Origin of the sequence: Pseudomonas sp., from assembly GCF_032058845.1 — a bacterium.
Classification (GTDB): domain Bacteria; phylum Pseudomonadota; class Gammaproteobacteria; order Pseudomonadales; family Pseudomonadaceae; genus Aquipseudomonas.
The window spans coordinates 17,060-40,105 of record NZ_DAMCCR010000009.1; the positions used below are offsets into that span (position 1 = coordinate 17,060).

The window sequence follows — 23,046 nt, forward strand, 5'->3', positions numbered from 1 at the left end:
AAGCGCTCGACCTTAACCAAGTCCGACGCGGCTCGCTATCGATTAATAGAGGCGATCGATCAAGGGGTGTGGGCGGTCGACGGCTTCAGCCGCCGGTCATGTTCATGAAGCGCACGATCTGCACATCGCCGCCCACTTCGAAATGGTGGCGGTAAGGCTTGAGGTGCACCGCTTCGCGAATGGCCTTTTCCAGCCGGGCGCTGTCGCCAGGGTGGGCGCGCAAGACCTGCTTGAGGTCCATCGAGTGTTCATTGCCCAGGCACAGCAGCAGGCGACCTTCAACGGTGAGTCGTACGCGGTTGCAAGTGGCGCAGAAATTGTGGCTGTGCGGCGAGATGAAGCCTACCCGGGTCTGCGGCGCCTCGGCCAGGCGCCAGTAGCGGGCAGGCCCGGCAGAGGATTCAGCCGACTCGACCAGGGTGAAGTGCTCGGCCAGGCGCGCGCGCACCTCATCGCTGGAGCAGAAGGATTCGCCGCGTTCATGCTCGTTGATCACGCCCAGCGGCATTTCTTCGATGAAGGAGATGTCCAGCTCGCGCTCGATGGCGAAGCGCACCAGATCGACCACTTCATGGTCGTTGCGGCCCTTGAGCACCACCGCGTTGAGCTTGGTGCGGCGAAAGCCAGCCGCCCGTGCGGCATCGATGCCGGCGATCACCTGGGCCAGGTCACCGGTGCGGGTGAGCTGGCGGAAGCGCTCGGGGTCGAGGCTGTCGAGGCTGATGTTGAGGCGGGTGACACCGGCATCGAACAGCGGTTGGGCCAGGCGACCGAGCTGTGAGCCGTTGCTGGTCAGGCACAGTTCGCGCAGACCCGGCAGGGCAGCAATGCTCTGGCACAAGCCGACGATGCCTTGGCGTACCAGGGGCTCGCCGCCGGTGAGGCGAATCTTGCGCGTGCCCAGGGCCACGAAACGCTCTGCAACCTGATACAACTCTTCGAGGGTGAGGATCTGCTGGCGAGGCAGGAACTGCATGTCTTCAGCCATGCAATACACGCAGCGGAAATCGCAACGGTCGGTCACTGACATCCGCAGGTAGTCGATCTTGCGATTGAAGCCGTCGATCAGAGCTGGCTGGGTCACGTCTGCGCCTGGGTTGAACGAGTGGAGCGGGATTCTCATGCCGCGTTGAGCTCCACGCTATAACCTGCGCCAAGCCGCGTCAAATCGCTTTGGCCGACCAGATGATCAGCCCTGTCTATCGTGCGCCACCGGCCTGTGTTTCAGCGACGGACGGGGTAGGCGGTGGTGTATTTCATCTGTTCCATGGCAAAGCTCGAGGTGACGTTAGAGAGCCCCTCGGTGCAATTGATCAGTTTTTTGTAGAAGCGGTCATACGTGCCAATGTCGGCCACCACCACACGCAGCAGGTAGTCCCAGTCCCCGGCCATGCGATAGCACTCCATGACCTCCTCGAATGCCGTCACCTTGGCCGCGAAGGCGTCCAGCCACAGGCTGTCGTGGTGTTGGGTTTTCAGCTGGACGAAAACCGTCAGGCCAAGGCCCAGGCGTTCCGGGTCGAGCAGTGCCACCCGGCTGCGGATGTAGCCGTCTTCTTCCAGGCGCTTGACCCGTTTCCAGCACGGGGTAGTCGACAGGTTGACGGCTTCTGCGAGGTCCTTGAGCGACATCGAGGCATCGCGTTGGAGCAGGGTGAGAATGTGCTGATCGAAGCTGTCCATGGCGGTGCGGTCCGGGTCATAGCTGGCGGTGGGGGAAACGTCCAAGACTACGGCATCAGGGGCAAAATGCACGTCCTTGCGCGTCCCCGTGGCGGGCGGATGCGGTTATGCCATAGTGACGGTCTTTCCCTGCCAGTGGCCTTGATCATGTCTGACAAACCTCGCCATTTCGCCACCCGTACCCTGCATGCCGGCGAGCACTACCGCGCCGCCGACAATGCCATCTTCCCACCGATCTTCACCGCCAGCAGCTTCACCAAGCGCAGCCTCGATGACTCGCCCGCGTACGCCTACAGCCGCGTCGCCAACCCCACCCGCGATGCCTACGAGAGCGCCGTGGCGGCCCTGGAGGAGGGCGTCGGTGCGGTCGCCTGCGCATCGGGCGTGAATGCCACAGCCACCGTGCTGGAGCTGCTGCCCAAGGACGCCCACGTGATCGTGATGAACGGCGTGTATGGCGGCACGTTTCGCATCCTCGAAGACTTTCGCAGCCACACGTCAGGGCTGACCACCACCTATGTCGACCTCAACGACCTCGGCGCTGTCAGCGCAGCGATTCGCCCCGAGACTCAACTGATCTGGATTGAATCGCCGACCAATCCCTTGCTGCAACTGGTCGACATCAAGGCCTTGTGCGACCTGGCACAGACGCGCGGCATCCTCACCTGCATCGACAACACCTTCTGCTCCCCGTGGAACCAGCGCCCGCTTACCTTGGGCGTGGACCTGGTGATGCATTCGGCGAGCAAATACATCGGCGGCCATTCCGACCTCACCGGCGGCATCGTGGTGGCTGGCAGCGAGGCGCTGCTCAAGCGTCTGCGGCGGATCAGCATGGCCATCGGCGCGGTGCAGGGGCCGTTCGACTGCTACCTGGCCTTGCGCGGGCTGAAGACGCTCGATGTGCGCATGGAGCGTCAGTGCGCCAACGCCTTGCACGTGGCGCGCTTTCTGGAGCACCACCCGCAGGTTGAACAGGTGTATTACCCAGGCCTGGAAAGCCATCCGCAGTTCGCCCTGTGCCAACGGCAGATGCGCAGCGGCGGGGCGGTGGTGGCAATGAAGGTCAAAGGCGATCGCGCGGGCATGAATCGCTTGGTAGAGGCTTTGCAGTTGTTCGTGCTGGCCGACTCCCTGGGCGGGGTCGAAAGCATGCTCAATCACTCCTGGAGCATGTCGCATTGCTCACTCAGCGCCGAACAGAAGGGCGCGATGGGCATCAGCGAGAACCTGCTGCGGTTGTCAGTAGGGGTGGAGGATCACCGCGATCTGATCGAGGATCTGGAGGCAGGCCTGGCCGCGCTGGGCGAGTTAGCGCCTTAGGGGCTGGAGCGTCGTGCCGCGGTGGGCGGCGACCGTACAAGGCCAGGCGTCCAAGGCTAGCCGCTGAAGATCGGCCCATGTGCGGGCCGCCGAAGCGTCAGCGGCCCGCGAGACTCACAAGGGACGGCTCACGCCTTGGGCTGGTGAACGATACGCTCGATCTTGTCCTTGATCAGCAGCCGCTCCTTGCGCAGCGTGTTGATCGTGTCATCGCCGGTGCCGTTGTGTTCGGCGTTGAGCACCTGTTTGTCCTTGGCGTTGTAATCCTTGTGCAGTGCATGCAGGTCGGGGTTTTGGTCTATCAGGGCCTGGAAGGCGTCGGTGCTCATGTTCAGGTCAGCGAGCAGATCGTGCGGAACTGGCATTTCTTCACCTCGGTCGGTTGGGCGTAATGACTGAGGCCCTGAGGATAGCCCTTGTCGCCGCCGGCTGCGACCCCTCGACGGCACGCTTGGCGCGGTGAATGGCCAGACATTGTTACCACCCTCCATGCGCGCCCGGCATCGCCTGCGTTTCGCGCGCAGCGCCTGCGCCGTATATACTGCGCGCCACTGTTTGTGGGAGAGCCTTGTGGCCATAGAAATACACTGGATCCGTGACGACCAGAGCTTGGCCGAGCACTGCCGGCACTGGCACGAACTGCCTTTCGTGGCCGTCGACACCGAATTCATGCGGGTCGACACCTTCTATCCCAAGGCTGGCCTGATCCAGATCGGCGATGGTCAACGCGCCTTTCTCATCGATCCGCTGTTGATCCGTGACTGGGCGCCCTTGGGCGCGCTGCTCGAAGACAGCCAGGTGGTCAAGGTGCTGCATGCCTGCAGCGAAGACCTCGAAGTGCTGCTGCGCCTGACTGGCAAGCTGCCGCAACCGCTGTTCGACACGCAACTGGCCGCCGGTTACCTGAACATCGGCTTCTCCATGGGCTACTCGCGACTTGTGCAGGACGTGCTTGGCATTGACCTGCCCAAAGGCGAGACCCGTTCGGACTGGCTGCAGCGGCCGTTGTCCGACACCCAGGTGAGCTACGCCGCCGAAGACGCCGTGCACCTGGCCGAGCTGTTCGCTGCATTGCGCCCGCGCCTGCTCGACGACAAATACGCCTGGGTGCTCGAAGATGGCGCCGAGCTGGTGGCGCAGATGCGCCGCGAGGTGTCGCCACTCACCCTGTTCCGCGATGTGAAGCTGGCCTGGAAACTGTCACGTCAGCAACTGGCGGTGCTGCGCGAGCTGTGCGCCTGGCGTGAGCGCGAGGCGCGAGCGCGTGATGTGCCGCGCAGTCGCATTCTGCGTGAACAGTCCTTGTGGCCCATGGCCAAGAGCCAGCCGGAGACGCTGGCCGCGCTGGCCAAGATCGACGATATCCACCCGCGCACCCTGCGTCAGGATGGCGATACGCTGCTGAAATTGCTCAAGCAAGCCGCCAGCGTGCCGTCCGAAGACTGGCCAGCGTCCCTGCCGGAACCCTTGCCCATCGAAGCCTCGGGCATTCTCAAGCGTTTGCGCAGCATCGGCCAGGCCGAGGGCGAGCGGCTGGGCATCGCCCCCGAGCTGATGTTGCGCAAGAAAACCCTGGAAGCTCTCCTCAAGAGCGGTTACCCCAGCGGCCCTTATCAATTGCCCGACTCGCTGCGCGGCTGGCGCCGTGAACGCATGGGGCAAGCACTGCTCGACGATCTGGCGAGCAGCGGAGAATCTGCATGAAACGTATCTGCTCGATCTACAAGAGCCCGCGCAAGAACGAGATGTACCTTTATGTACTCAAGGCCGATGGCCTGGAGCGCGTGCCTGAAGGTCTGCTGCCGGCGTTTGGCACGCCCAGGCACGCCTTCGACCTAGTCCTGAGCCCGGAGCGCACGCTGGCCCGTGAGGACATCCACAAGGTGCTTGCCAACCTCGAAGAACAGGGCTACCACCTGCAGATGCCGCCGGCTGAAGATGAGTACATCGAACACCTGCCCGAAGAACTGCTGCGCCGTAACGATCCGGTCTGAGGGCGTTGCCAGTCAGTTGAACGATTGGGGCCGCTTTGCAGCCCATCGCGGCTGACCGGAACGCCGGATCGGCCCACAGATGTGCGCGAACTGTGTGGGGGCGGCCGGTCTGGCGCTCCGGTCAGCCCCAACGATTACGACCCGAATGAACTGCCTGGCATGAGTCAGAGGGTCGCCTTCCTTCCAGCGTCGTGCCGGGCGCCAGCGCCGGGCACGCTGCCCCGTCAGGAGCTTGCTTGCCATGCAGGTAGTGATCGCAGAACACCATCATCCCGTCTATACCCGCCTGCTCGCCGAACAGCACCCTCAGCTAGAGGTGTTCGCCAGCAGCGACCCCACCGAGCTGCGAGCGATGGCCGGGCAGGCGTCTGTCTGGCTCGGCGAGCCGGATCTGTTGGCCGACCTGTTGCGTCAGGGGTTCAAACCTGCCTGGTTGCAGTCCACCTGGGCGGGCGTCACGCCCCTGTTGGCGCCTGACCTGCCGCGTGATTACCTGCTCACGCGCGCGGTCGGCATATTCGGCCAGGTCATGGCCGAGTACGTGCTGACGTATCTGCTCAGTCACGAACGTCACGTGGTGTCTCGCATGATGAACCAGGTCCAGCGTCGCTGGGACGGGCGCCCTGGCCTGAGCCTGGCGGGTCGTGACGTGCTGATCGTCGGCTGCGGCGAGATTGGCCAGCGGGTGGCCGAGTACCTGGTCAGCTTTGGTGTGCAGGTGCGCGGCATCGCCAGCCAGGCTCGCAGCCAGGCGCCCTTCATTGAAGTGAGTGGCGTGAGCGCACTGGCGCAGCAGGTGACGCAGGCCGATTACGTGATCAACCTGTTGCCTGACACGCCGGCCACTCATGACCTGTACAACGCTGAGCTACTGGCCAGGTTCAAGCCCGGCGCACTGTTCATCAATGCCGGACGAGGTGTGGCGGTGGTCGATGCCGATCTGGTGCAGGCCCTGGAGTGCGGACACTTGGCGGGCGCGGTGATCGACGTCTGCCGCGAGGAGCCTCTGCCGACCGAGCATGCGTTCTGGCACGCGCCAGGGCTGATCCTGACAGGCCACAGCTCGGCACCGACTTCGCCGGCAGCAATGGTCGAGCTTTTTCTGCATAACCTGCAGGCGTATCAAGCGGGGCAGGGCTTGCGCGGTGAGGTGAATTTTCAGCGCGGTTATTGAGCTGCGGCGTACGCGTTGCCATGGCCGACCGACGGCTCAGGCGCCCACGTTACCGTCTGCCGCCAGCGCACTGAACGGCAGACCTGCGCTACACGCCAGCGCGTACAACCGCCGCTGACAAACGGCCTGGCAATGCGCCGGGCCACGCCCTAGACTGGCGCCGCCGCGTCCAACGGCGCCACCTCCACTGCAGGAACACTGAGTCATGAACGCTGAAAGCGCGCCCTTCTGGCGGCGCAAGACCCTCGAACAACTGAGCCCCGGCGAATGGGAATCGCTGTGCGACGGCTGCGGGCTGTGCTGCCTGCAGAAGCTCGAAGACGAAGACGATGGTGGCATCTACTACACGCGCATCGCCTGCAAGCTGCTCGATCTGAACACCTGCCAGTGCAGCGACTACCCCAGCCGTTTCAAGGCTGTGCCCGACTGCATCCAGCTCACCCCCGGCAAGGCCGATCAGTTCAAATGGCTGCCGAGCACCTGCGGCTACCGCCTGGTTAGCGAGGGGCAAGACCTGCCCACCTGGCACCCACTGGTGTGCGGAGATCGCAGCCAGGTTCACGAGCAACGTATCTCTTACGCCGGGCGCATGCTCAGCGAAAACGAGGTGAACGAGGACGACTGGGAAGACCATCTGATCTTCCGTGCTGGCTGAGCGGCCGCTCCGGCAGGCGCGCGCCGGAGTCAATCGTTTTGGCAGCCCGCGCAATCAGCACCCCGCAGGGCTGCCAAGGTCTCGCGCGTCGATCCAAAGGGGCCCGATCCGGCACCGCGGCCAGGGATCCTCAGCTGCGTCGCAGCCCACGTCACGCGAGCAGCCCCGCGCCTTGCGCCGAGCCGTGCGCGTGCAGTGCTTCAAAGCCTCAGCCGGCGATAGGGTCTTTGCCGGTCACGGTCACACCGCGCGTCGCGGCATCCGCGCTGGCCTTGAGTTTGACCAGCTCGGCGGAATCGTGCTCCAGGCCCGAGCGCAGACGGTCGTACTCGGAGCGGTGCTCTTCGAAGAAGCTCTTGGCCGCGCAGTGGCCCTTGACGCCACGTGCCAGTGCCAGGCCGCCGACTGCGACATGCACCAGGCCGAGGAAGCCACCTTTGCTCAAGCCTCTGCCGATCATGACCACGCCGCCAGCCAGCGAGGCGAAGCGCTCGATACCTTGGACGTTCTTGTCGTTCGAATGGTTGTCGCTCATTGGGAAGATCTCCTGAAAGGGGGTATACGAGCTGACCGCCACAGCAGGGGAAGCGTTCAGCCGATGTGGCAGATGGCTCACGCTGAATGTGACGGTCGCGGCGTTCCGAGAGGCAGGCGGCACCGCTTTACAACGATGCGCCAGGCAAACGCAGGCAGGCAGCGAGTGGGCCACCTGTCTGAACTGCCGCGCCATGCAAAGCGTGCAGCAATCGACTGGCGCGCAGGTTGACGGCGCTTGCGCGCGCTACTTTTTCAGAAGGTCACCCAACGCGGCGAAGGGATTGTGCGTGGCCTTGGCGGTGGTGGGCGAACTCAGGGAGCCGTCACTGAAATACTGCTGGTCGGTGTAGCGCGAGTGTTCGTTGTCGTGGCAATACAGACACAGCAGCTCCCAGTTCGAGCCGTCCTGGGGGTTGTTGTCGTGGTTGTGGTCGCGATGGTGCACGGTCAGTTCGGACAGGCGCTTGCCGGCGAACTCACGGGCGCAGCGACCACAGACGTGGGGATACATTCTCAGGGCCTTGTCGCGATAGCCCATGTCCTTGTCGCGCTTGGCGTCGGCAAGAATGCGGTCGAGCCGCGCGGTGGCGGCAGAGGTGGAGGCCGAGCTCATGGTGGTACCTTTGTTTTCTGATCAGGCGGATGACGGTTATGCGGTGAAGTCTAGCCTGCCTGGCGACACGCCGGACAGGCGCGATACATCACTTGCAGGTAGCCTGTAGACAGATTTCTGATAGGAGGTTGGCCATGTACGCCATTCTTGCCGTCGGCCTGCTGGCCGGTCTCTCCCTGGCCGAGGCGGCAACGCCGCTCCCCCAGGCTCCGGTAAGCGTGCCCGGCGCGCCGGGTACGGCGACGCCATCGCCGTATCCGCAGATCACCCCGAGCAACCCGCCCAAGGCCGGTGACGGGGCACCCGGTGGCCCGATGCTGCCGCCGATCCCGCATCCTGGTCCACCCAAGGACCAGCCCCTGCCCAAGCCTGCGCAAACGCCACCGGTGAGCGTGCCGGTTCGGCGCTAGCCAGCGGGCGCGGTGGCTGCTCGTTCGTCCTGAGGGCCGTGGATTGAGGTCAAGGCCTGGCTGAATGCCGACGCCTCTTCGTGTCCGACCTTGCCGCGCCGCGACCGGTACCCGGCCTATACCCGGTTTACACCACGCCCAGACTTTCCAGCACGAACCCATATTCCAGCGCGACATCGCGCAGCCCCTGGTAACGCCCGCTCATGCCGCCATGCCCGGCGCCCATTTCAGTCTTGAGCAGCAGCAAATTGTCATCGGTCTTGTGCGTGCGCAAACGCGCGACCCATTTGGCAGCCTCCCAGTACTGCACACGGCTGTCGTTGTAGCCGGCCACCACCAGCAACGCCGGATACGCCTGCGCCTTGACGTTCTCGTAGGGCGCGTAGGCCTTGATCCGCGCGTAGACCTCGGGCTCTTGCGGATTGCCCCATTCGTCGTACTCGGTGACGGTCAGTGGCAGGTCGGGGTCGAGCATGGTGTTCAGCACATCGACGAACGGCACCTCGGCGATCGCGCAGCGAAACAGCTCGGGGCGCAGGTTGAGCACGGCGCCGATCAGCAGCCCACCGGCGCTGCCGCCGCTGATCGCCAGGCGCTCGGCCGTGGTCACGCCGGTGTTGATCAGGTGCTCGGCGCAGGCGATGAAGTCATCGAAGGTGTTCTGCTTGTGCGCCTGCTTGCCGGCGCGGTACCAGGCCTCGCCCAGTTCGCCACCGCCACGCACGTGGGCGATGGCAAAGGCCACGCCGCGTTCGAGCAGGCTCAGGCGGGCGTGGGAGAACCACGGATCGAGGCTTTCCCCGTAAGCGCCGTAGCCGTACAGATAGAGCGGCACCGACCTGCCGTGGTCCGCGCGACGGCGGACCAGGCTGATGGGCACCTGCGTGCCGTCGGGGGCGGTGGCCCAGAGGCGCTCGCTGACGTAGTCGTCAGCATCGAACGTGCCCAGCACCGGGGTCTGCTTGAGCACGGTCTGCGCGCCCGTGGCCAGCGCCAGTTGCCGCACCTGGGCCGGGCGGTTCAGGGCCTCATAGCGCAGACGAACGCAGGGGCTGGTGAATTCCAGACTGTCTTGCACGTACAGGCTGTAGGCCGCATCCGGCAACTGCACGCGGTAGGCCGGCTGGCCTTCGGGGTGCACTTCGATGATCGGCAGGCCACCTTCACGCAGGCTCAGGGTGAAAGCGCTGGCGTTGAGGCTGAGGTCTTCGAGCATGACGGCGTCACGGTGCGGCACCAGCAGCTGCCACTGGTCAGGGCGCGGCACCAGCAGCTGCCACTGGTCAGGGCGCGGCACGTGCTCGGCGGGTGCCTGATAGAGGGCGAAGTTGATGCCGTCCTGGTTGCTGCGGATGAACCAGCGCCACTGGCCTTCGAGCATGCCATGGTCGGGGAAGTACTCATGGCCTTCTTGGCGCGGTGCCAGGCAGGTGAAGTCGGCCAGAGGGGTGTTGGCGTCAAGCACCCAGGCTTCGCAGGTGGTCTTGCTGTTGAGCAGCAGGACCAGCTGCTGTTCGGAGCTGGTGCGGTAGCAATGCAGGAAGACGCGGCCATCGGGCTCCTCGAACACGGTGGGCGCGTCGGTATCGCCCAGGGTGTAGCGGCGCAGGCGCCAGGGGCGGTGGGTCTCGTCGAGCTCGCCGAAGAACAGCGTCTGGCTGTCATTGGCCCAGGTCATGCTGCCGTCGCAGTCGTCGAACGGCAGCGCCGTGACGGCGCCGCTGGCCAGGTCTTTCACGTACAGCGCGTAGTCTTCGTCACCGCTGGTGTCGAGGCTGTAGGCCAGGCGCTGGTGGTCAGGGCTGATGCTGAAGGCGCCCAGCGAGAGGAAACCGCCGGCGGCCAGGGCGTTGGGGTCGAGCAGCAGGGTTTCGGCCTGTTCGTCCGCCTGGTTGCTGCCATCTGCCGGACGCGGGCAACGGTAGTGCCGGGCATATTCGTCGCCTGCCGTGGTGCGGGTGTAGTAGAGGTACGGCCCCCAGGGCGAGGGCAGCGACAGGTCGGTTTCGAGAATGCGCCCCTTGATCTGCTCGAACAGTGCATCGCGCAGCGGCGCCTGATGCGCCAGGCAGGCCTGCTGATAGTGGTTCTCGGCCTCCAGGTAGGCCATGACTTCAGGGGTGTCGCGCGCCTGCAGCCAGGCATAGGGGTCGGCGCCGGCGTGCTGTTGGGCGAGAGGCGGTGACAGCGGCGGGATGCTTGCGGGCATAGGGTTCTCTTGGCTGGGGCAGCCGCGACGCAGCGGTCGCGCTGTCGGGCATGGGGGGCGCCTGCGCCCGGAAAAGCAGTTATCATAGGCAACTCTTCCCCTGGCTTGCATCCTCACCATGACCGAACACGACTACCTCCTCGCCTGGGGCCTGTACGCCTTCGCGGCACTGGGCTGCCTGCTGGTCTTCTTCAAGCTCACGGGCTGGATGTGGCGCTGGCTGCGCGAGCCGTTGCGCGTGGTGCTGGCGGTGCTGCTGCTCAGCCCGACCATCGTCGACCCGGCCAAGGACAGCTTCGCCCCCGCCATCGCCATCAGTGCCCTGGATCTCGCCTTCAAGGTGGGCAACAACGCCTGGCGCGCGGCCTCTGATCTGGCCATGTACGGCCTCTTTGCCTTCGTGCTTTACGCCGTGTTCGTGCTGGTGCGCTGGCCGCTGGAAAACCGCGCACGTGCGCGTCGCCAGCAGGCCGAAGCGGCTGCCGAGCGGCGCCGCGTCGAAGATGAACAGCTCGAACCCGCGCCCATGGCGGCCGACCTCAACGACCGTTACCGCGAGCGTACGCCAGCGGCACCGGCGCCGTCGTTCAATGGCCGGGTCGAACCCAGGATCTAGCAGGAGGGCAGGGCATGTGTGAATTACTCGGCATGAGCGCCAATGTGCCCACCGACATCGTGTTCAGCTTTACCGGGCTGATGCAGCGTGGCGGGCGAACCGGCCCGCACCGCGACGGCTGGGGCATCGGCTTCTATGAAGGCCGCGGCCTGCGCCTGTTCCAGGACCCTTCGGCAAGCAGTGAGTCGGAAGTGGCCAACCTGGTGCAGCGCTACCCGATCAAGAGCGAGGTGGTCATCGGCCACATCCGCCAGGCCAACGTCGGCAAGGTCTGCCTGTCCAACACCCATCCGTTCGTGCGCGAACTGTGGGGGCGCAACTGGTGCTTTGCCCACAATGGCCAGTTGCAGGGTTTCAGCGGGCAGAAGACCTTCTACCGGCCAGTCGGTGACACCGACAGCGAAGCCGCCTTCTGTGATCTGCTCAACCGCGTGCGCGAAGCCTTTCCCGAACCCGTTGCCGTTGAGCAGTTGCTGCCGGTCCTGGTCGAGGCCTGCGCCGAATACCGCAGCCAGGGCGTGTTCAACTGCCTGTTGAGCAACGGCGACTGGCTGTTCTGCTTCTGCTCCACCAAGTTGGTGCACATCACCCGGCGTGCCCCGTTCGGCGCGGCGCGGCTGAAGGATGTCGACCTGATCGTCGATTTCCTCACGCAAACCACACCCAACGATGTGGTCACCGTGATCGCCACCGAAGCGCTGACGGAAAATGAAACCTGGAATCGCTACGAGCCCGGCCAATGGGCCTTGTGGCGCCATGGTGAGTGCACCGCGCACGGCAGCAGTGGGGAGGTGCCGGCATGTTCCTGAGTTACCTGCGCTTGCTGCTGTTCACCGTGGCCCTGTTGGCCGGTATCCAGGTGCCGGGTTACATCGCCAGCTACAGCCAGCGTGTGGAAGCCCACATGCTCGAATCGCGCGAGGCGCTCAGCGGCTTCAAGGAAACCGCTGAGCGCTTCTTCAATGGCGACCTGCAAGCCTTGCTGCGCCACTACCGCAGCAGCGATGACCCAGTGTTCAACAGTGATGCCAACAGCATCGAAAGCCTGTTGATTCGCAACCAGGCGCTGGAAAGCGAATGGCAGACGCTCCAGGGCAACGCCTGGGTGCGCACCTGGCATGTCCTGGTGCAGCCCGATGAGCAACTGCGCGAAGAAACCCTCAAGGGTTACAACTATCAGATCCTGCTGGTACCCGAAGCCATCGGCTGGGGCATCGGTGCGGGGCTATTGCTGGCGCTGGCGGTGGAAAGCCTGCTGCGTGGGCTGGGGTGGCTGGTCCTGAGCGCACGGCGCCGGCCGGTGAAGGAAAGCTGGCGCTGAGAGTGGGGCTGTTTGCCTGGCATCGACTGGGTCCGCTGCGCGGCCCATCGCGGCTAACCGGAGCGCCGGACCGGCCGTTCCGACCACGCGTTCCTGCACTTCCCCAGCCCGACACGCCTCTGTAGGAGCGGCTTCAGCCGCGATGGGCGGCGCGGCCGCCCCAACGCTGCAATCCCCATTCACCTGCTGTTGCGCGCTGCCTGGATCGGGCCGGCTTTGCCGGCCATCGCGAGCAAGCTCGCTCCTGCAGGGACCGTGTGACCCTCAGGCAACACGCAATCCCGTTGCAGCGGCCTGTCCGGCGCTCCGGTCAGCCGCGATGGCCGGCATCCACTTAGCCCAGCGCCGTATCCAGGAACATCATCACCGCGAACCCGCCCATCAGGCCGATGGTCGCCGAGGTCTGGTGGCCGTTGCGGTGGGTTTCCGGAATCACTTCGTGGGACACCACGAAGATCATCGCCCCTGCTGCCAGGCCCATGCTGATCGGGTAGGCCGCCGCGAAGCCGGTGGAAATGCCCAGGCCGATCACTGCGCCCAAAGGCTCCATCAGGCCCGAGCCCACCGCCACCAACGCTGCCCGCAGACTCGACAGCCCGGTCGCGCGCAACGCCAGTGCCACTGCCAGGCCTTCGGGAATGTCCTGAATCGCAATGGCGCTGGTCAGCGGCAGCCCCACGCTCATGTCGCCATTGGTGAAGCTCACGCCGATCGCCATGCCCTCTGGCAGGTTATGCAGGGTGATGGCCAGGACAAACAGCCACACGCGGTTGATGCGCGCCGCCTCCGGGCCTAGCGGACCGGTGCTTTCGTGCTCGTGCGGGGTGAAGCGGTCAAGGCCCAGCATCAACAGCACGCCCAGGCCCATGCCCACCACCACGATGGCGGCCGCGGCCGAGCCATTGCTGGTGATCTCACGGGCCGCCGCCAGGCCCGGCAGAATCAGCGAGAAAGAGCTGGCAGCCAGCATCATCCCCGCCGCGAAGCCGAGCATCACGTCCTGATTGCGGCTGCTGACATCACGCAGGATCACCGCCAGCACAGCGCCCAGCGCCGTGGCACCAAACCCTGCCAGCCCGCCGACCAGCGCCAGGTGCAGGTTGTCGGCGTGCTCACCATTGATCGCGTTGTAGATGCTCGCGCCCAGCAGAATCAGGATCGCCAGCAAGCTCACCCCCAGGCCGGCGCTGAGCCACGGGCTGCTGCGCGCCTGGTGGCGCCAGGCCGTAAGCAGGGCGGCGGGGTACGTGGCAGGGGTGTCGGCTGGGGGCATTGCGGACCTCATCGTGCGGTAGGTGAAGCGAGTCTAATGATGGACCGACGGTACGGGCCAAGGATTCCCTTCTATGGCGCTGATAGCCTGCTCTGCTAGGGTCAGGAGGGATGCAGTATTCACCCGAACCAGTCTCAAGCGAAGCGGATTGAGCCATCTGGCACTTTGCGCGGTCGTACTCAGGTAAGGCGCGCAGTCAGTGTGGTCGCGGCGCCTGGTTTTTCAATATCTCTATGCAGGAGCAGTGACATGGGTTCGACTTTCAATGGGCTGATTGGCCTGATCATCCTCGCCCTGGACATCTGGGCAATCATCAACGTCGTCAAGAGCGGTGCGTCCGGTGTTGCCAAGGTCCTGTGGATTCTGCTGATCCTGTTCCTGCCTGTCGTGGGCCTGATCATCTGGGCCATCGCTGGCCCACGTGGCAATACGCGCATCTGACCCAGGCCTGCGCGGCGTTCAGCGGAACGCCGTCAGCGCATCAGCGAAGCGGGGCGTGTAGCACTCATGAGCAATCATGAGCGTTGCACGCCCCGTTTTGCGTCTCCGAAAGGGGCTTGCGAACCGTGGCCTGAAGCTTTCGGACGCAACATCGGCAAGATGAGCAACGCTCAGGTGACATAATTTTCACACTGGATTAATGAAAATCCGCGCCGCACAATGGCGCCTCGGTCCGCCGCCGGCATCTGTGGCTGGCTGCACACGCCCGTTGGGTCTTTTCCGCAACCTCGCATTTTAGGACTTCTTCGTTCATGGCTTATCCGGATGCCTTGAAGCAAAGGGGCGTGCGCGCTCCGTTCAACCCCACCGTGAAATCTCACCTGGCCTACACCCTGCTCAGTGCGCTGATCATCATGGTGATGTTGAGCCTGGTGCGCCTGGCGCTGCTGCTCTACAACAGCGACATGATCGGTGACACACCGTACGCCACGGTTGCCGAAGGTTTTCTCAACGGCCTTCGTTTCGACCTGCGCGTGGTCACCTACATCAGCGTGCCGCTGCTGCTGGCGACCCTCAGCACCTGGGCCATGGCCCAGCGCGGTTTTTTCCGCGCCTGGCTGACCCTTACCGCCAGCGTGGTGATGTTCCTCGGCCTGATGGAGATGGACTTCTACCGCGAGTTCCACCAGCGCCTCAACGGTCTGGTCTTCCAGTACGTCAAGGAAGACCCCAAGACCGTGCTGAGCATGCTCTGGTACGGCTTCCCCGTGGTGCGCTACCTGCTCGCCTGGCTGTTCGGCACCTGGCTGCTGAGCCTGCTGTTCAAGGGCGCAGACCGGCTTACCCGGGGGCAGGCCAGCGGCGCTGGCGCCACCGGCGCGAGCCGCGCCACGCCGTGGTACAACCGCCTGGCGGTGTTCATGGTGATCCTGCTGGTTGCCGTGGTCGCAGCCCGCGGCACCCTGCGCCAGGGCCCGCCGATGCGTTGGGGCGATGCGTTCACCACCGATTCCAATTTCGTCAACCAGCTGGGCCTGAACGGCACGCTGACCTTGATCGATGCTGCCAAGAGCCGCTTTGGTGAAGACCGCGCCAACATCTGGAAAGCCACCCTCGACCCGCAGGTCGCTCTGCAGAGCGTGCGTGAACAGCTGCTGACCGCCAACGACACCCTGGTCGATGCCGACGAGGCCGCCGTGCGCCGCGACTTCGTGCCGCCGCAGGCCAATACCCTGCCGATCAAGAACGTCGTGGTGATCCTCATGGAAAGCTTCGCCGGCCACTCGGTCGGTGCGCTGGGCAGCACGCACAACATCACGCCGTACTTCGACAAGCTGGCCCAGGAAGGCCTGCTCTTCGATCGCTTCTTCTCCAACGGCACCCACACCCACCAGGGCATGTTCGCCACCATGGCCTGCTTCCCCAACCTGCCCGGGTTCGAGTACCTGATGCAGACGCCGGAAGGCGGCCACAAGCTGTCGGGCTTGCCGGCCCTGCTCAGCGCCCGCCAGTACGACGACGTCTATGTCTATAACGGTGACTTTGCCTGGGACAACCAGTCCGGCTTCTTCGGCAACCAGGGCATGACGACCTTCATCGGCCGTAACGACTTCGTCGATCCGATCTTCTCCGACCCCACCTGGGGCGTGTCCGACCAGGACATGTTCAACCGTGGCGCCGAAGAACTCGCCAAACGCGGGGGCAAGGAGCCGTTCTATGCACTGCTGCAAACGCTCTCCAACCACACCCCCTACGCGCTGCCCAAGGACCTGCCGGTAGAACCGGTCACCGGGCAGGGTCGTCTTGACGAGCACCTGACCGCCATGCGCTATTCGGACTGGGCGCTGGGGCAATTCTTCGAGAAGGCGCGCAAGGAGCCGTACTTCAAGGAAACCCTGTTCGTGATCGTTGGCGACCACGGCTTTGGCAACAACCAGCAGATCACCGAGTTCGACCTCGGCCGGTTCCACGTGCCGCTGCTGCTGATCGCGCCAGGCATTCAGGAGAAGTTCGGCAAGGTCGATCACACGGTGGGCACCCAGGTCGACATCGTGCCGACCATCATGGGTCGCCTGGGCGGTGAAACCCGTCACCAGTGCTGGGGCCGCGACCTGCTCAACCTGCCTGAAGGCGATCAAGGCATCGGCATGATCAAACCGTCGGGCAGCGAGCAGGTGGTAGGCCTGCTGCGCGGCGATCATCTGCTGATCGAGTCGCAGGACATGACGCCGCGCATGTACCGTTACCAGCTGGGCCGTGAGCCCAAGGGCGAGCTGATCGAGAGCCCGGACCAGCCGCAGATGCTCAAGACCCTGGAAGCGTTCATCCAGACCGCCACCAAGAGCCTGCTCGACAACACGGCCGGCGTGGTCCACGGCACACCGCAGTGAATCCCGATGACGGGGCCCGCACGGCCCCGTCATACGGACTGAACAAACCGCGGGTGCCCAAGGTCATTTACCTCAGACAGCACCCCGCTGTTTTTTGACTTGCAGAGGGCTATTTGATGAAAGAGTGGGACATCATCTTTGCCGACAAGACCGGCAAACTGACCACGCTGCTTTACTGCTCGGACGAACAGCCCACTCAGGAAGAGGCCGCGCGGTTCATTCGGGCGCAGCTATTGCCAGTTGTGAACGAACTGGACCTCAACGATTTCCAGGATCGCAGCGTCGAACCGACCGCGCGCGAGCTCAAGGATCACAGCTCGATCACCATCACTGAGATTCTCGAACACCAGAAGCCGTAAAACCGCTAGCGCAGAACCCCGGCAGGCACTACGCTGCCTGTCGAGCGCAGGCCTTTGCAAGCCTGCGCCGTTGTACCCCCCTCGACGTCTTGTATCAGCTCCGTATGCCCCATCAGGGCAAGTGTCCCGCGCACGAAAAGTCTATCCATTGCATTGCAGGAGGACGTTTCATGAAGAGCCAGAATGACGACATCAGCAGCACCGTACTTCGCCAGATGAAAGAAGGCGGCTTCGACTTTACCCGTATCCATCCCATCGAGTTCTACGCCACATTCCCCGATGAAGCGTGCGCCTGGCAGGCTGCGGGCGCCTTTCGGGGCGAGTCCACCAATGCCCAGGTGTGCGAGTTGGAGGAGGGTGATTGGCACCTGCAACTGAGCAAGGTCATGTATGCCACGTACTGTGGCATCGGTGACTTCGAAGCGGTGTTCGAACGGGTCATCTCGCCATTGGGCGGCGAGGTCAAAGGCTGGGGCGTTCGCCAGGAACGTCTCACCGCCTGAGCAGCACAGCCTCGATACTGCTGGGCCGTCCGGCCCGGCAGCCTTGCCTCAGGACTTGCGCCCGGCCATGTGCTTCAGATAGGCCAGCAGCGCGTCCAGCTCCTGTTCATTGAGCACCGCTTCGCTAAAGCCCGGCATCTTGCCCTGCGGCCACTGCCTGAGTGCCTGTGGGTCGCGAATCAGTTGGCGCAGCCAGCTCGCCTGGAAATAGTCGGTAGGGTTGTGCGGCCGGTTCAGGTCAGGCCCGACCTGCGCATCACCGCCGCCATTTAGGCGGTGGCACGCCATGCAGTTCTGCTGGAACAACGCGAAGCCCTGGCGCTCAGGTGCTGTGGCGGGCAGGGCGGGGTCGGGGAGCATCATCGGAAAGCGTTGCTCGACAGGCGCCAGGCGGCGCAGGTGGGTCACTCGGAAAGGCCACTGTTCCGGCCGGATGCCGCTGGCTTGCGGGTCGCTCCAGACGATGTAGAAGGGCCCGGCGCTGGGCTTGCCTGCAGCCAGGGGTGGCCAGGGCGCTGCCGGGTCCTCGATGGCCAACCAGGCCTGCGCAGGCCCGCGCTGCAATAGAGGGGCGGCGGGCATCTCGGCCGCGAAGCCGTCAGACGCCACGGCCTGCAGATGATCGGTATCACGCAGGCTGTCGAGCAACGCCGCCACAGGGACTGCGCGGTAGTGCATGGCGCGTCTATAGGACACGTCGGCGGGAATCTCGACGGTGCGTGCCTGCGGATGCGCGAGCAACTGGGCAGTGGTCCACGTCTGGGACTGCGCGCCGGCCTCCAGGCGCAATTGGGCAGCGCCCGCAGGTAGACACAGCAGCAGCGACAGCATTGCCAGCCAATGGCGCATGGGGACCCTCCAACCAATCAAGGCTGGCAGGTTAGCTGCCTGTGGCCACGGGCACCACTGCACTCAACCGAACAGGCGGCTCATGTTCGGCAGAATCAGCAGCAATGTCGTCGCGAAAACGATCAGCCCGGCTTGGCGAAACTTGGCGTGTCGAAACATGGCGGCCTGCCTTTTTGTTGTTATTCCTGAAAAATGATCGCGCACTGCGCAAGCGTGCGCGCAACCGGCGGCGCCTGCAGGCCGCTTGGTAGCGTGCATCGGTATGGGCACATAGCCAACACTAGGGCGAAGTGTGTACATTTCTGAGACCCCTTTGTTCTAGCTGCAGGGTTTTTGATTTCTTTCGGTTCTACGATATTGGCGGCCAACGCTGAATCACGCCATCTAGACGGCTGAATGAATCTTCGCGACGTTGCACGTGAGCATGCCCGTTCGTCAGTCCCGCCTACTTGCTTGTACGTGTCTTTCGCGTCAGGCTCTACGCCCCTTTCTCTGTTTGTCGTTCAGGACTACTGCTATGTCGTTACGCATCTGCATCCTTGAGACCGATGTCCTGCGACCCGAATTGACGGCGCAGTACCAAGGTTACGGCAGGATGTTCGAACAGCTGTTCTCTCGTCAGACCATCGCCGCCGAGTTTCGCGTCTACAACGTGATGAACGGTCATTATCCGAGCGACGACGAGCGCTTCGATGCCTATCTGGTAACGGGCAGCAAGGCAGACTCATTCGCCTCCGATCCGTGGATCGAAACCCTCAAGGCGTACTTGCTGAAACTCTATGCGCGCGGCGAAAAGTTGCTGGGCGTGTGTTTCGGTCACCAGCTGCTGGCGCTTACGCTCGGGGGCAACGCCGAGCGGGCCGACAAGGGCTGGGGAGTGGGCACGCACCGCTATCGCCTCGCCGCACATGCGCCGTGGATGGATGCGCAGGTTACCGAGCTCACGCTGCTCATCAGCCACCAGGACCAGGTGACCCGGCTGCCCGAAGGCGCCACGGTGATCGCTTCGAGCGATTTCTGCCCGAATGCGGCCTACCACATAGGCGACCAGGTTCTGTGCTTTCAGGGCCATCCGGAATTCGTCAGCGACTACTCGCGTGCGTTGCTCGATGCACGCCAGGATCACCTGGGCGATGAGGTGTATGCGCGCGCCATCGCCAGCCTGGCCACCGACCACCAGGGCGACCTGGTCGGGGAGTGGATGCTCAGGTTCATTCAGCAGGGGGCGCGCAAGGCCTCCTGAGCCACGGCGCCGCTTGGCCGCGAGCGGCGCAGCAACGGCCTAGAGCCAGCCCGAGCGCTTGAAGCTGGCAAACAGCCCCGCACAGCCCAGGCCGATGACCCCCAGCACGGCAAAGTAGCCGTAGTGCCAGTCCAGCTCTGGCATGTTCTTGAAGTTCATCCCGTAGATGCCGGCCACGGCCGTCGGAAATGCCAGGATCGCCGCCCAGGCGGCGAACTTGCGCTGGGTCACGCTCTGCCGGGCAGACTCGAGCCACATGCCGACCTCGATGGTCTGGCTGGCGAGGTCGCGAATGGTGGTGAGGTCTTCCATCTGCCGGGTGACGTGGATCTGCACATCGCGAAAGTACGGGCGCATGTTCTTGTCGATGAAGGGGAAGTTCAGGCGCTGCAGTTCCTCGCCGATTTCCACCATCGGCGCCACGTAGCGGCGCATGCGCAGCACGTCGCGGCGCAGCCTGTGCAGGCGCTGGATGTCCGATTCCTGCAGGGCCTTGGTCAGCACGTTCTGCTCCAGGTCCTGGATTTCTTCGTGAATCGCTTCGCTGACCGGCTGGTAGTTTTCGGTGACGAAGTCGAGCAGGGCGTACAGTACGAAATCTTCGCCGTGTTCGAGCAGCAGCGGGCGTGCCTCGCAGCGTTGGCGCACTTGTGCATAAGACTGCGAATCGCCGTTACGGCAAGTGATCACATAGCCTGAGCCGGCAAAGATGTGCGTTTCGATGAAGGCCAGCGTGCCGTTCTGGCGGATGGGCGAATAGGTGACGATGAACAGCGCGTCGCCAAAGGTTTCAAGCTTGGGGCGGCTGTGTTTTTCCAGCGCGTCCTCGATGGCCAGCTCGTGCAGATCGAACTGGCCCTGCAAGGTTTCCAGTACCTGCGCGTTCGGCTCTTCCAGGCCAATCCAGACAAAGTGCCCAGGCTTTTTCGCCCACTCGCGGCCTTCGTTGATGTTGATGTTGGTGACTTTCCTGCCAGCGCTGTAAACCGCCGCGGCGACGACTCGACCCATGATTGCGTGTTACTCCGTTCAAACCAGGCCTGTGGCCTGCGGTCAGGCCTGAATCTGCGCTAAAGCGCGCCGCGACGCGTCAACCACCCGGGGCAGTCAGCCCAGATGCTTCTTGTCGCGCGCAATCGCTTCATCCAGCGCGTCCAGCAGCCCTTGGCGTACTTTCAGCTTGGTGTTCCTGTGCGCGAGCATGTTCAGTTTTTTCAGTTCACCGGCCACTGCGAAGGCGGTCTCGCGTAGCTGCTCGGCGGGCACCACACGGTCGAGAAAGCCTGCATCGACCGCAGCCTCGGGGCCAAACACCTCGGCATTGATGACGGCGCGCGGGAATGCCGCGCGGCTCAGCCGATCACGTGCCAGGGCGATGCCGGCATGGTGCATGGTCATGCCGATCTGCACTTCGTTCAGACAGATCTTGTACGGGCCCTGGATGCCGATGCGGTAATCGGCCGCCAGCAGCAGGAACGCGCCCTTGGCCACGGCGTTGCCGGGGCAGGCGACCACCACCGGGAAGGGGTGGGCCAGCAGGCGACGGGTCAGGGCAGAGCCGGCACTCACCAGCGCCACGGCCTGTTCCGGGCCGGCGGTCATGACCTTGAGGTCGTATCCGCCTGAGAGAATCCCCGGCTGGCCGGTGATCACCACCACCACCCGCTCGGCTTCGGCGCGGTCGAGCAGGGTGTTGAAGGTGGTGATGAGCTCGGGCGAGAAGGCGTTCACCTTGCCGTTGTTCAAGGTGAGAAGGGCAATACCGTCTTCGGCGTGGTAACTGATCAACTCGCTCATGGGGGCATCCTTGTAGTAGCAGGGCCCCGACGTTAACCAGCGCCGCCGGGCAGGTAAAGCACCAAGGCTGACTGCCTGGTCATCGATGGCCTGGGTTGCGCGGTACGCAGGGGTTGCGAGGATTGCACCGGGAAAAGCGGCCCCGGGATTGGCAGCATTGCCCTGTGCGCCAGCGTTCCGCTTAAGCGCATGAAAAATCTGAAAAAAAACTTGCCAAAAGAAAGACCTTCCACTAAATTAGCGCGCCTCGACAGGCTGAATGGCTTGAAGAGAAAACGGTGAAGTGTCCGAGTGGTCGAAGGAGCACGCCTGGAAAGTGTGTATACGAGAAATCGTATCAAGGGTTCAAATCCCTTCTTCACCGCCACATTCGTAAGCGAAAAACCCCTGACGTGTTCAACCACTTCAGGGGTTTTTTGTGTGCGTGCGATTCAGGATTTCAGGCAGTGCAGCCCGGCAGTGCGCAGCCACACGCCAACGGCCAGGCGACCGTCAGCCACCCCTGCTCACGCCACCGACTGGGCGAACTTTGCCAGCACCCAATCGCGCACCCGTACGCAGGCATCGTCGTAGCCGGTGTCTTCGCGGCAGGCCAGGTAATGGCAGCTGTTGTGCAGGGTGACCTGCGCCGGCACCGGGCGCACCAGCAACCCACGCTCCACCAGCCCGCCCACCAGGTGATCCCACCCCAACGCGATCCCTTGCCCGGTGAGCACCATGCTGATGATCAGGTTGTAGTCGTTGGTGTGAAACAGCGGCGGGCAGTCGCGCGCGCGGTCTCCCAGGTCGACATCGTGAAACGCCAGCCACACGCCCCAGTCCACGTGTTCGGCCACGCCCGAGCGGCCGACGGGGCTGAGGTCGAGCAGGGTGCTATCGCGCAGCCCCTCCAGCGTGGCCACCTGCGGATGTGCCTGCACGAACGCCGGCGCGCACACCGGATAGATCAGGTCATGGAACAGGGCGTAGCACTTGTAGCCGGCCGCCACCTCGGCGACCTTGGAAATGATGATGTCGGGAATGACCCCCGGCTCCATGTTCACGAAGTGCTGGGTGGTGACCAGGTTGAGTTCGATATCGGGATTCTGCGTTCTGAAATCCGACAGATGCTGCGACAGCCACAGCGCGGAAAAGGCCGGTGAGCAGCAGAGGGTCAGGACATGTTTGCGCGATGGCGAATTACGAATGCGGTCGGCAGCTTGCGCAATGTTGATGAACGACAACTGCGCAGCCTCGAAGAAGATCGCGCCCGCGGTCGTCAAGTCCACCGTACGCCCCGCCCGCATGAACAGCGGCGCATCCAGGAACAGCTCAAGTTCGCGAATCTGCCGGCTGATGGCCGCTTGCGATACACACAGTGCTTCAGCGGCGCGCGTGAAACTCTTGTATTTGGCTGCGGCCACGAACGCTTTCACGGCTCTGAGCGAGGGCATGCGCAGTAACAGCGTGTCTGGCTCGACAGGCTTGCTGGCCATCGCGCGCTCCTGGGTTGTCAACAGTGAAGCAGAGCGTACCTCAGGTTATTCAAAACCCACCAGAACCCGCGTCGTAAACGCCGCAGTCAGGTCGGTTAGTGCGTCGTTATAACGCGAGGTTATCCATCAAGCCTTGAAAAGGTTGTTGGAACCCCGCCGAGGATGCGCATAGATTTTAAAG

25 protein-coding genes and 1 tRNA gene are annotated in these 23,046 nt (G+C 63.8%); 15 read left to right on the forward strand and 11 right to left on the reverse strand.

What is annotated here, in order from left to right; all coding sequences use genetic code 11:
* Positions 1-85 precede the first annotated feature (85 nt).
* Entirely contained in the window at positions 86-1,123 is a 1,038-nt protein-coding gene (gene moaA, locus RT028_RS03195) for a GTP 3',8-cyclase MoaA (RefSeq protein WP_312932384.1), read from the reverse strand.
* Positions 1,124-1,224: 101 nt separating this feature from the next.
* Positions 1,225-1,683 (reverse strand): Lrp/AsnC family transcriptional regulator, encoded by a 459-nt coding sequence (locus tag RT028_RS03200; RefSeq protein ID WP_312932477.1) that lies wholly within the window; start codon positions 1,681-1,683, stop codon positions 1,225-1,227.
* A gap of 135 nt (positions 1,684-1,818) precedes the next feature.
* On the opposite strand from RT028_RS03200, the gene RT028_RS03205 reads away from it, so the two are divergent.
* The gene (locus RT028_RS03205) at positions 1,819-3,006 is read left to right on the forward strand and encodes a trans-sulfuration enzyme family protein (protein WP_312932479.1); all 1,188 of its coding nucleotides are present in this window, start codon (positions 1,819-1,821) and stop codon (positions 3,004-3,006) included.
* A 128-nt stretch (positions 3,007-3,134) separates the two neighbouring features.
* On the opposite strand, the gene RT028_RS03210 is transcribed toward RT028_RS03205, so the two are convergent.
* On the reverse strand, positions 3,135-3,371 hold the full coding sequence (locus tag RT028_RS03210) for a YdcH family protein (protein WP_312932386.1): 237 nt from the start codon (positions 3,369-3,371) through the stop codon (positions 3,135-3,137).
* A 205-nt stretch (positions 3,372-3,576) separates the two neighbouring features.
* Between RT028_RS03210 and rnd the strand changes: the two genes are divergently transcribed.
* From rnd to RT028_RS03230, 4 genes are all read left to right on the forward strand, one after another.
* Positions 3,577-4,710, forward strand: coding sequence for a ribonuclease D (gene rnd, locus RT028_RS03215; protein WP_312932388.1), 1,134 nt, complete (start codon positions 3,577-3,579; stop codon positions 4,708-4,710).
* The gene (locus tag RT028_RS03220) at positions 4,707-5,000 is read left to right on the forward strand and encodes a YcgL domain-containing protein (protein ID WP_312932390.1); all 294 of its coding nucleotides are present in this window, start codon (positions 4,707-4,709) and stop codon (positions 4,998-5,000) included. The genes rnd and RT028_RS03220 overlap by 4 nt, the downstream gene beginning before the upstream one ends.
* 241 nt (positions 5,001-5,241) lie before the next feature.
* Entirely contained in the window at positions 5,242-6,174 is a 933-nt protein-coding gene (locus RT028_RS03225) for a D-2-hydroxyacid dehydrogenase (protein ID WP_312932392.1), read from the forward strand.
* 205 nt (positions 6,175-6,379) lie between these two features.
* A complete protein-coding gene (locus tag RT028_RS03230; RefSeq protein ID WP_312932394.1) occupies positions 6,380-6,829 on the forward strand; it encodes a YcgN family cysteine cluster protein in 450 nt (149 codons plus the stop codon).
* A 208-nt stretch (positions 6,830-7,037) separates the two neighbouring features.
* Here RT028_RS03230 and RT028_RS03235 read toward each other — a convergent pair whose 3' ends face one another.
* Together RT028_RS03235 and RT028_RS03240 are read right to left on the reverse strand one after the other, a co-directional pair.
* Positions 7,038-7,364, reverse strand: coding sequence for a DUF2892 domain-containing protein (locus RT028_RS03235; protein ID WP_312932396.1), 327 nt, complete (start codon positions 7,362-7,364; stop codon positions 7,038-7,040).
* Positions 7,365-7,610: 246 nt separating this feature from the next.
* Positions 7,611-7,979: a YajD family HNH nuclease gene (locus RT028_RS03240; RefSeq protein ID WP_312932398.1), complete on the reverse strand. Its 369-nt coding sequence runs from the start codon at positions 7,977-7,979 to the stop codon at positions 7,611-7,613.
* Between the two features lie 134 nt (positions 7,980-8,113).
* On the opposite strand from RT028_RS03240, the gene RT028_RS03245 reads away from it, so the two are divergent.
* Positions 8,114-8,389 carry a hypothetical protein gene (locus tag RT028_RS03245; RefSeq protein ID WP_312932400.1) on the forward strand — a complete coding sequence of 92 codons (276 nt, stop codon included), beginning with the start codon at positions 8,114-8,116 and terminating at the stop codon, positions 8,387-8,389.
* Positions 8,390-8,516: 127 nt separating this feature from the next.
* On the opposite strand, the gene RT028_RS03250 is transcribed toward RT028_RS03245, so the two are convergent.
* Positions 8,517-10,586, reverse strand: coding sequence for a S9 family peptidase (locus tag RT028_RS03250; protein ID WP_312932481.1), 2,070 nt, complete (start codon positions 10,584-10,586; stop codon positions 8,517-8,519).
* Positions 10,587-10,716: 130 nt separating this feature from the next.
* On the opposite strand from RT028_RS03250, the gene RT028_RS03255 reads away from it, so the two are divergent.
* From RT028_RS03255 to RT028_RS03265, 3 genes are read left to right on the forward strand one after another with little or no spacing between them, the layout of a single operon-like run.
* The gene (locus RT028_RS03255) at positions 10,717-11,214 is read left to right on the forward strand and encodes an MFS transporter (RefSeq protein WP_312932402.1); all 498 of its coding nucleotides are present in this window, start codon (positions 10,717-10,719) and stop codon (positions 11,212-11,214) included.
* 14 nt (positions 11,215-11,228) lie between these two features.
* Entirely contained in the window at positions 11,229-12,023 is a 795-nt protein-coding gene (locus RT028_RS03260; RefSeq protein WP_312932404.1) for a class II glutamine amidotransferase, read from the forward strand.
* Complete coding sequence (locus tag RT028_RS03265) at positions 12,014-12,535, forward strand: DUF2937 family protein (protein ID WP_312932406.1); 522 nt, start codon at positions 12,014-12,016, stop codon at positions 12,533-12,535. The genes RT028_RS03260 and RT028_RS03265 overlap by 10 nt, the downstream gene beginning before the upstream one ends.
* A 334-nt stretch (positions 12,536-12,869) precedes the next feature.
* Here RT028_RS03265 and RT028_RS03270 read toward each other — a convergent pair whose 3' ends face one another.
* Positions 12,870-13,808 carry a ZIP family metal transporter gene (locus tag RT028_RS03270; protein WP_312932408.1) on the reverse strand — a complete coding sequence of 313 codons (939 nt, stop codon included), beginning with the start codon at positions 13,806-13,808 and terminating at the stop codon, positions 12,870-12,872.
* A gap of 249 nt (positions 13,809-14,057) precedes the next feature.
* Here RT028_RS03270 and RT028_RS03275 point away from each other — a divergent pair, with 249 nt between their 5' ends.
* From RT028_RS03275 to RT028_RS03290, 4 genes are all read left to right on the forward strand, one after another.
* A complete protein-coding gene (locus RT028_RS03275; RefSeq protein WP_312932410.1) occupies positions 14,058-14,249 on the forward strand; it encodes a PLD nuclease N-terminal domain-containing protein in 192 nt (63 codons plus the stop codon).
* Positions 14,250-14,560: 311 nt separating this feature from the next.
* On the forward strand, positions 14,561-16,639 hold the full coding sequence (locus tag RT028_RS03280) for an LTA synthase family protein (protein ID WP_312932412.1): 2,079 nt from the start codon (positions 14,561-14,563) through the stop codon (positions 16,637-16,639).
* 116 nt (positions 16,640-16,755) lie between these two features.
* On the forward strand, positions 16,756-16,998 hold the full coding sequence (locus RT028_RS03285; RefSeq protein ID WP_312932414.1) for a hypothetical protein: 243 nt from the start codon (positions 16,756-16,758) through the stop codon (positions 16,996-16,998).
* Positions 16,999-17,168: 170 nt separating this feature from the next.
* The gene (locus RT028_RS03290) at positions 17,169-17,501 is read left to right on the forward strand and encodes a ribonuclease E inhibitor RraB (protein WP_312932416.1); all 333 of its coding nucleotides are present in this window, start codon (positions 17,169-17,171) and stop codon (positions 17,499-17,501) included.
* 48 nt (positions 17,502-17,549) lie between these two features.
* On the opposite strand, the gene RT028_RS03295 is transcribed toward RT028_RS03290, so the two are convergent.
* Complete coding sequence (locus tag RT028_RS03295; protein ID WP_312932418.1) at positions 17,550-18,350, reverse strand: cytochrome c; 801 nt, start codon at positions 18,348-18,350, stop codon at positions 17,550-17,552.
* A gap of 517 nt (positions 18,351-18,867) precedes the next feature.
* Between RT028_RS03295 and RT028_RS03300 the strand changes: the two genes are divergently transcribed.
* Positions 18,868-19,593: an amidotransferase gene (locus tag RT028_RS03300; RefSeq protein WP_312932420.1), complete on the forward strand. Its 726-nt coding sequence runs from the start codon at positions 18,868-18,870 to the stop codon at positions 19,591-19,593.
* Positions 19,594-19,632: 39 nt separating this feature from the next.
* Here RT028_RS03300 and RT028_RS03305 read toward each other — a convergent pair whose 3' ends face one another.
* Positions 19,633-20,604: a magnesium and cobalt transport protein CorA gene (locus RT028_RS03305; RefSeq protein WP_312932427.1), complete on the reverse strand. Its 972-nt coding sequence runs from the start codon at positions 20,602-20,604 to the stop codon at positions 19,633-19,635.
* A 96-nt stretch (positions 20,605-20,700) separates the two neighbouring features.
* Entirely contained in the window at positions 20,701-21,390 is a 690-nt protein-coding gene (locus RT028_RS03310) for a crotonase/enoyl-CoA hydratase family protein (RefSeq protein WP_312932429.1), read from the reverse strand.
* A 277-nt stretch (positions 21,391-21,667) separates the two neighbouring features.
* On the opposite strand from RT028_RS03310, the gene RT028_RS03315 reads away from it, so the two are divergent.
* Positions 21,668-21,757: transfer RNA gene (locus RT028_RS03315), tRNA-Ser, on the forward strand.
* A 139-nt stretch (positions 21,758-21,896) separates the two neighbouring features.
* Here the strand turns inward: RT028_RS03315 and RT028_RS03320 are convergent.
* A complete protein-coding gene (locus RT028_RS03320) occupies positions 21,897-22,865 on the reverse strand; it encodes a LysR family transcriptional regulator (protein WP_312932430.1) in 969 nt (322 codons plus the stop codon).
* Positions 22,866-23,046 lie beyond the last annotated feature (181 nt).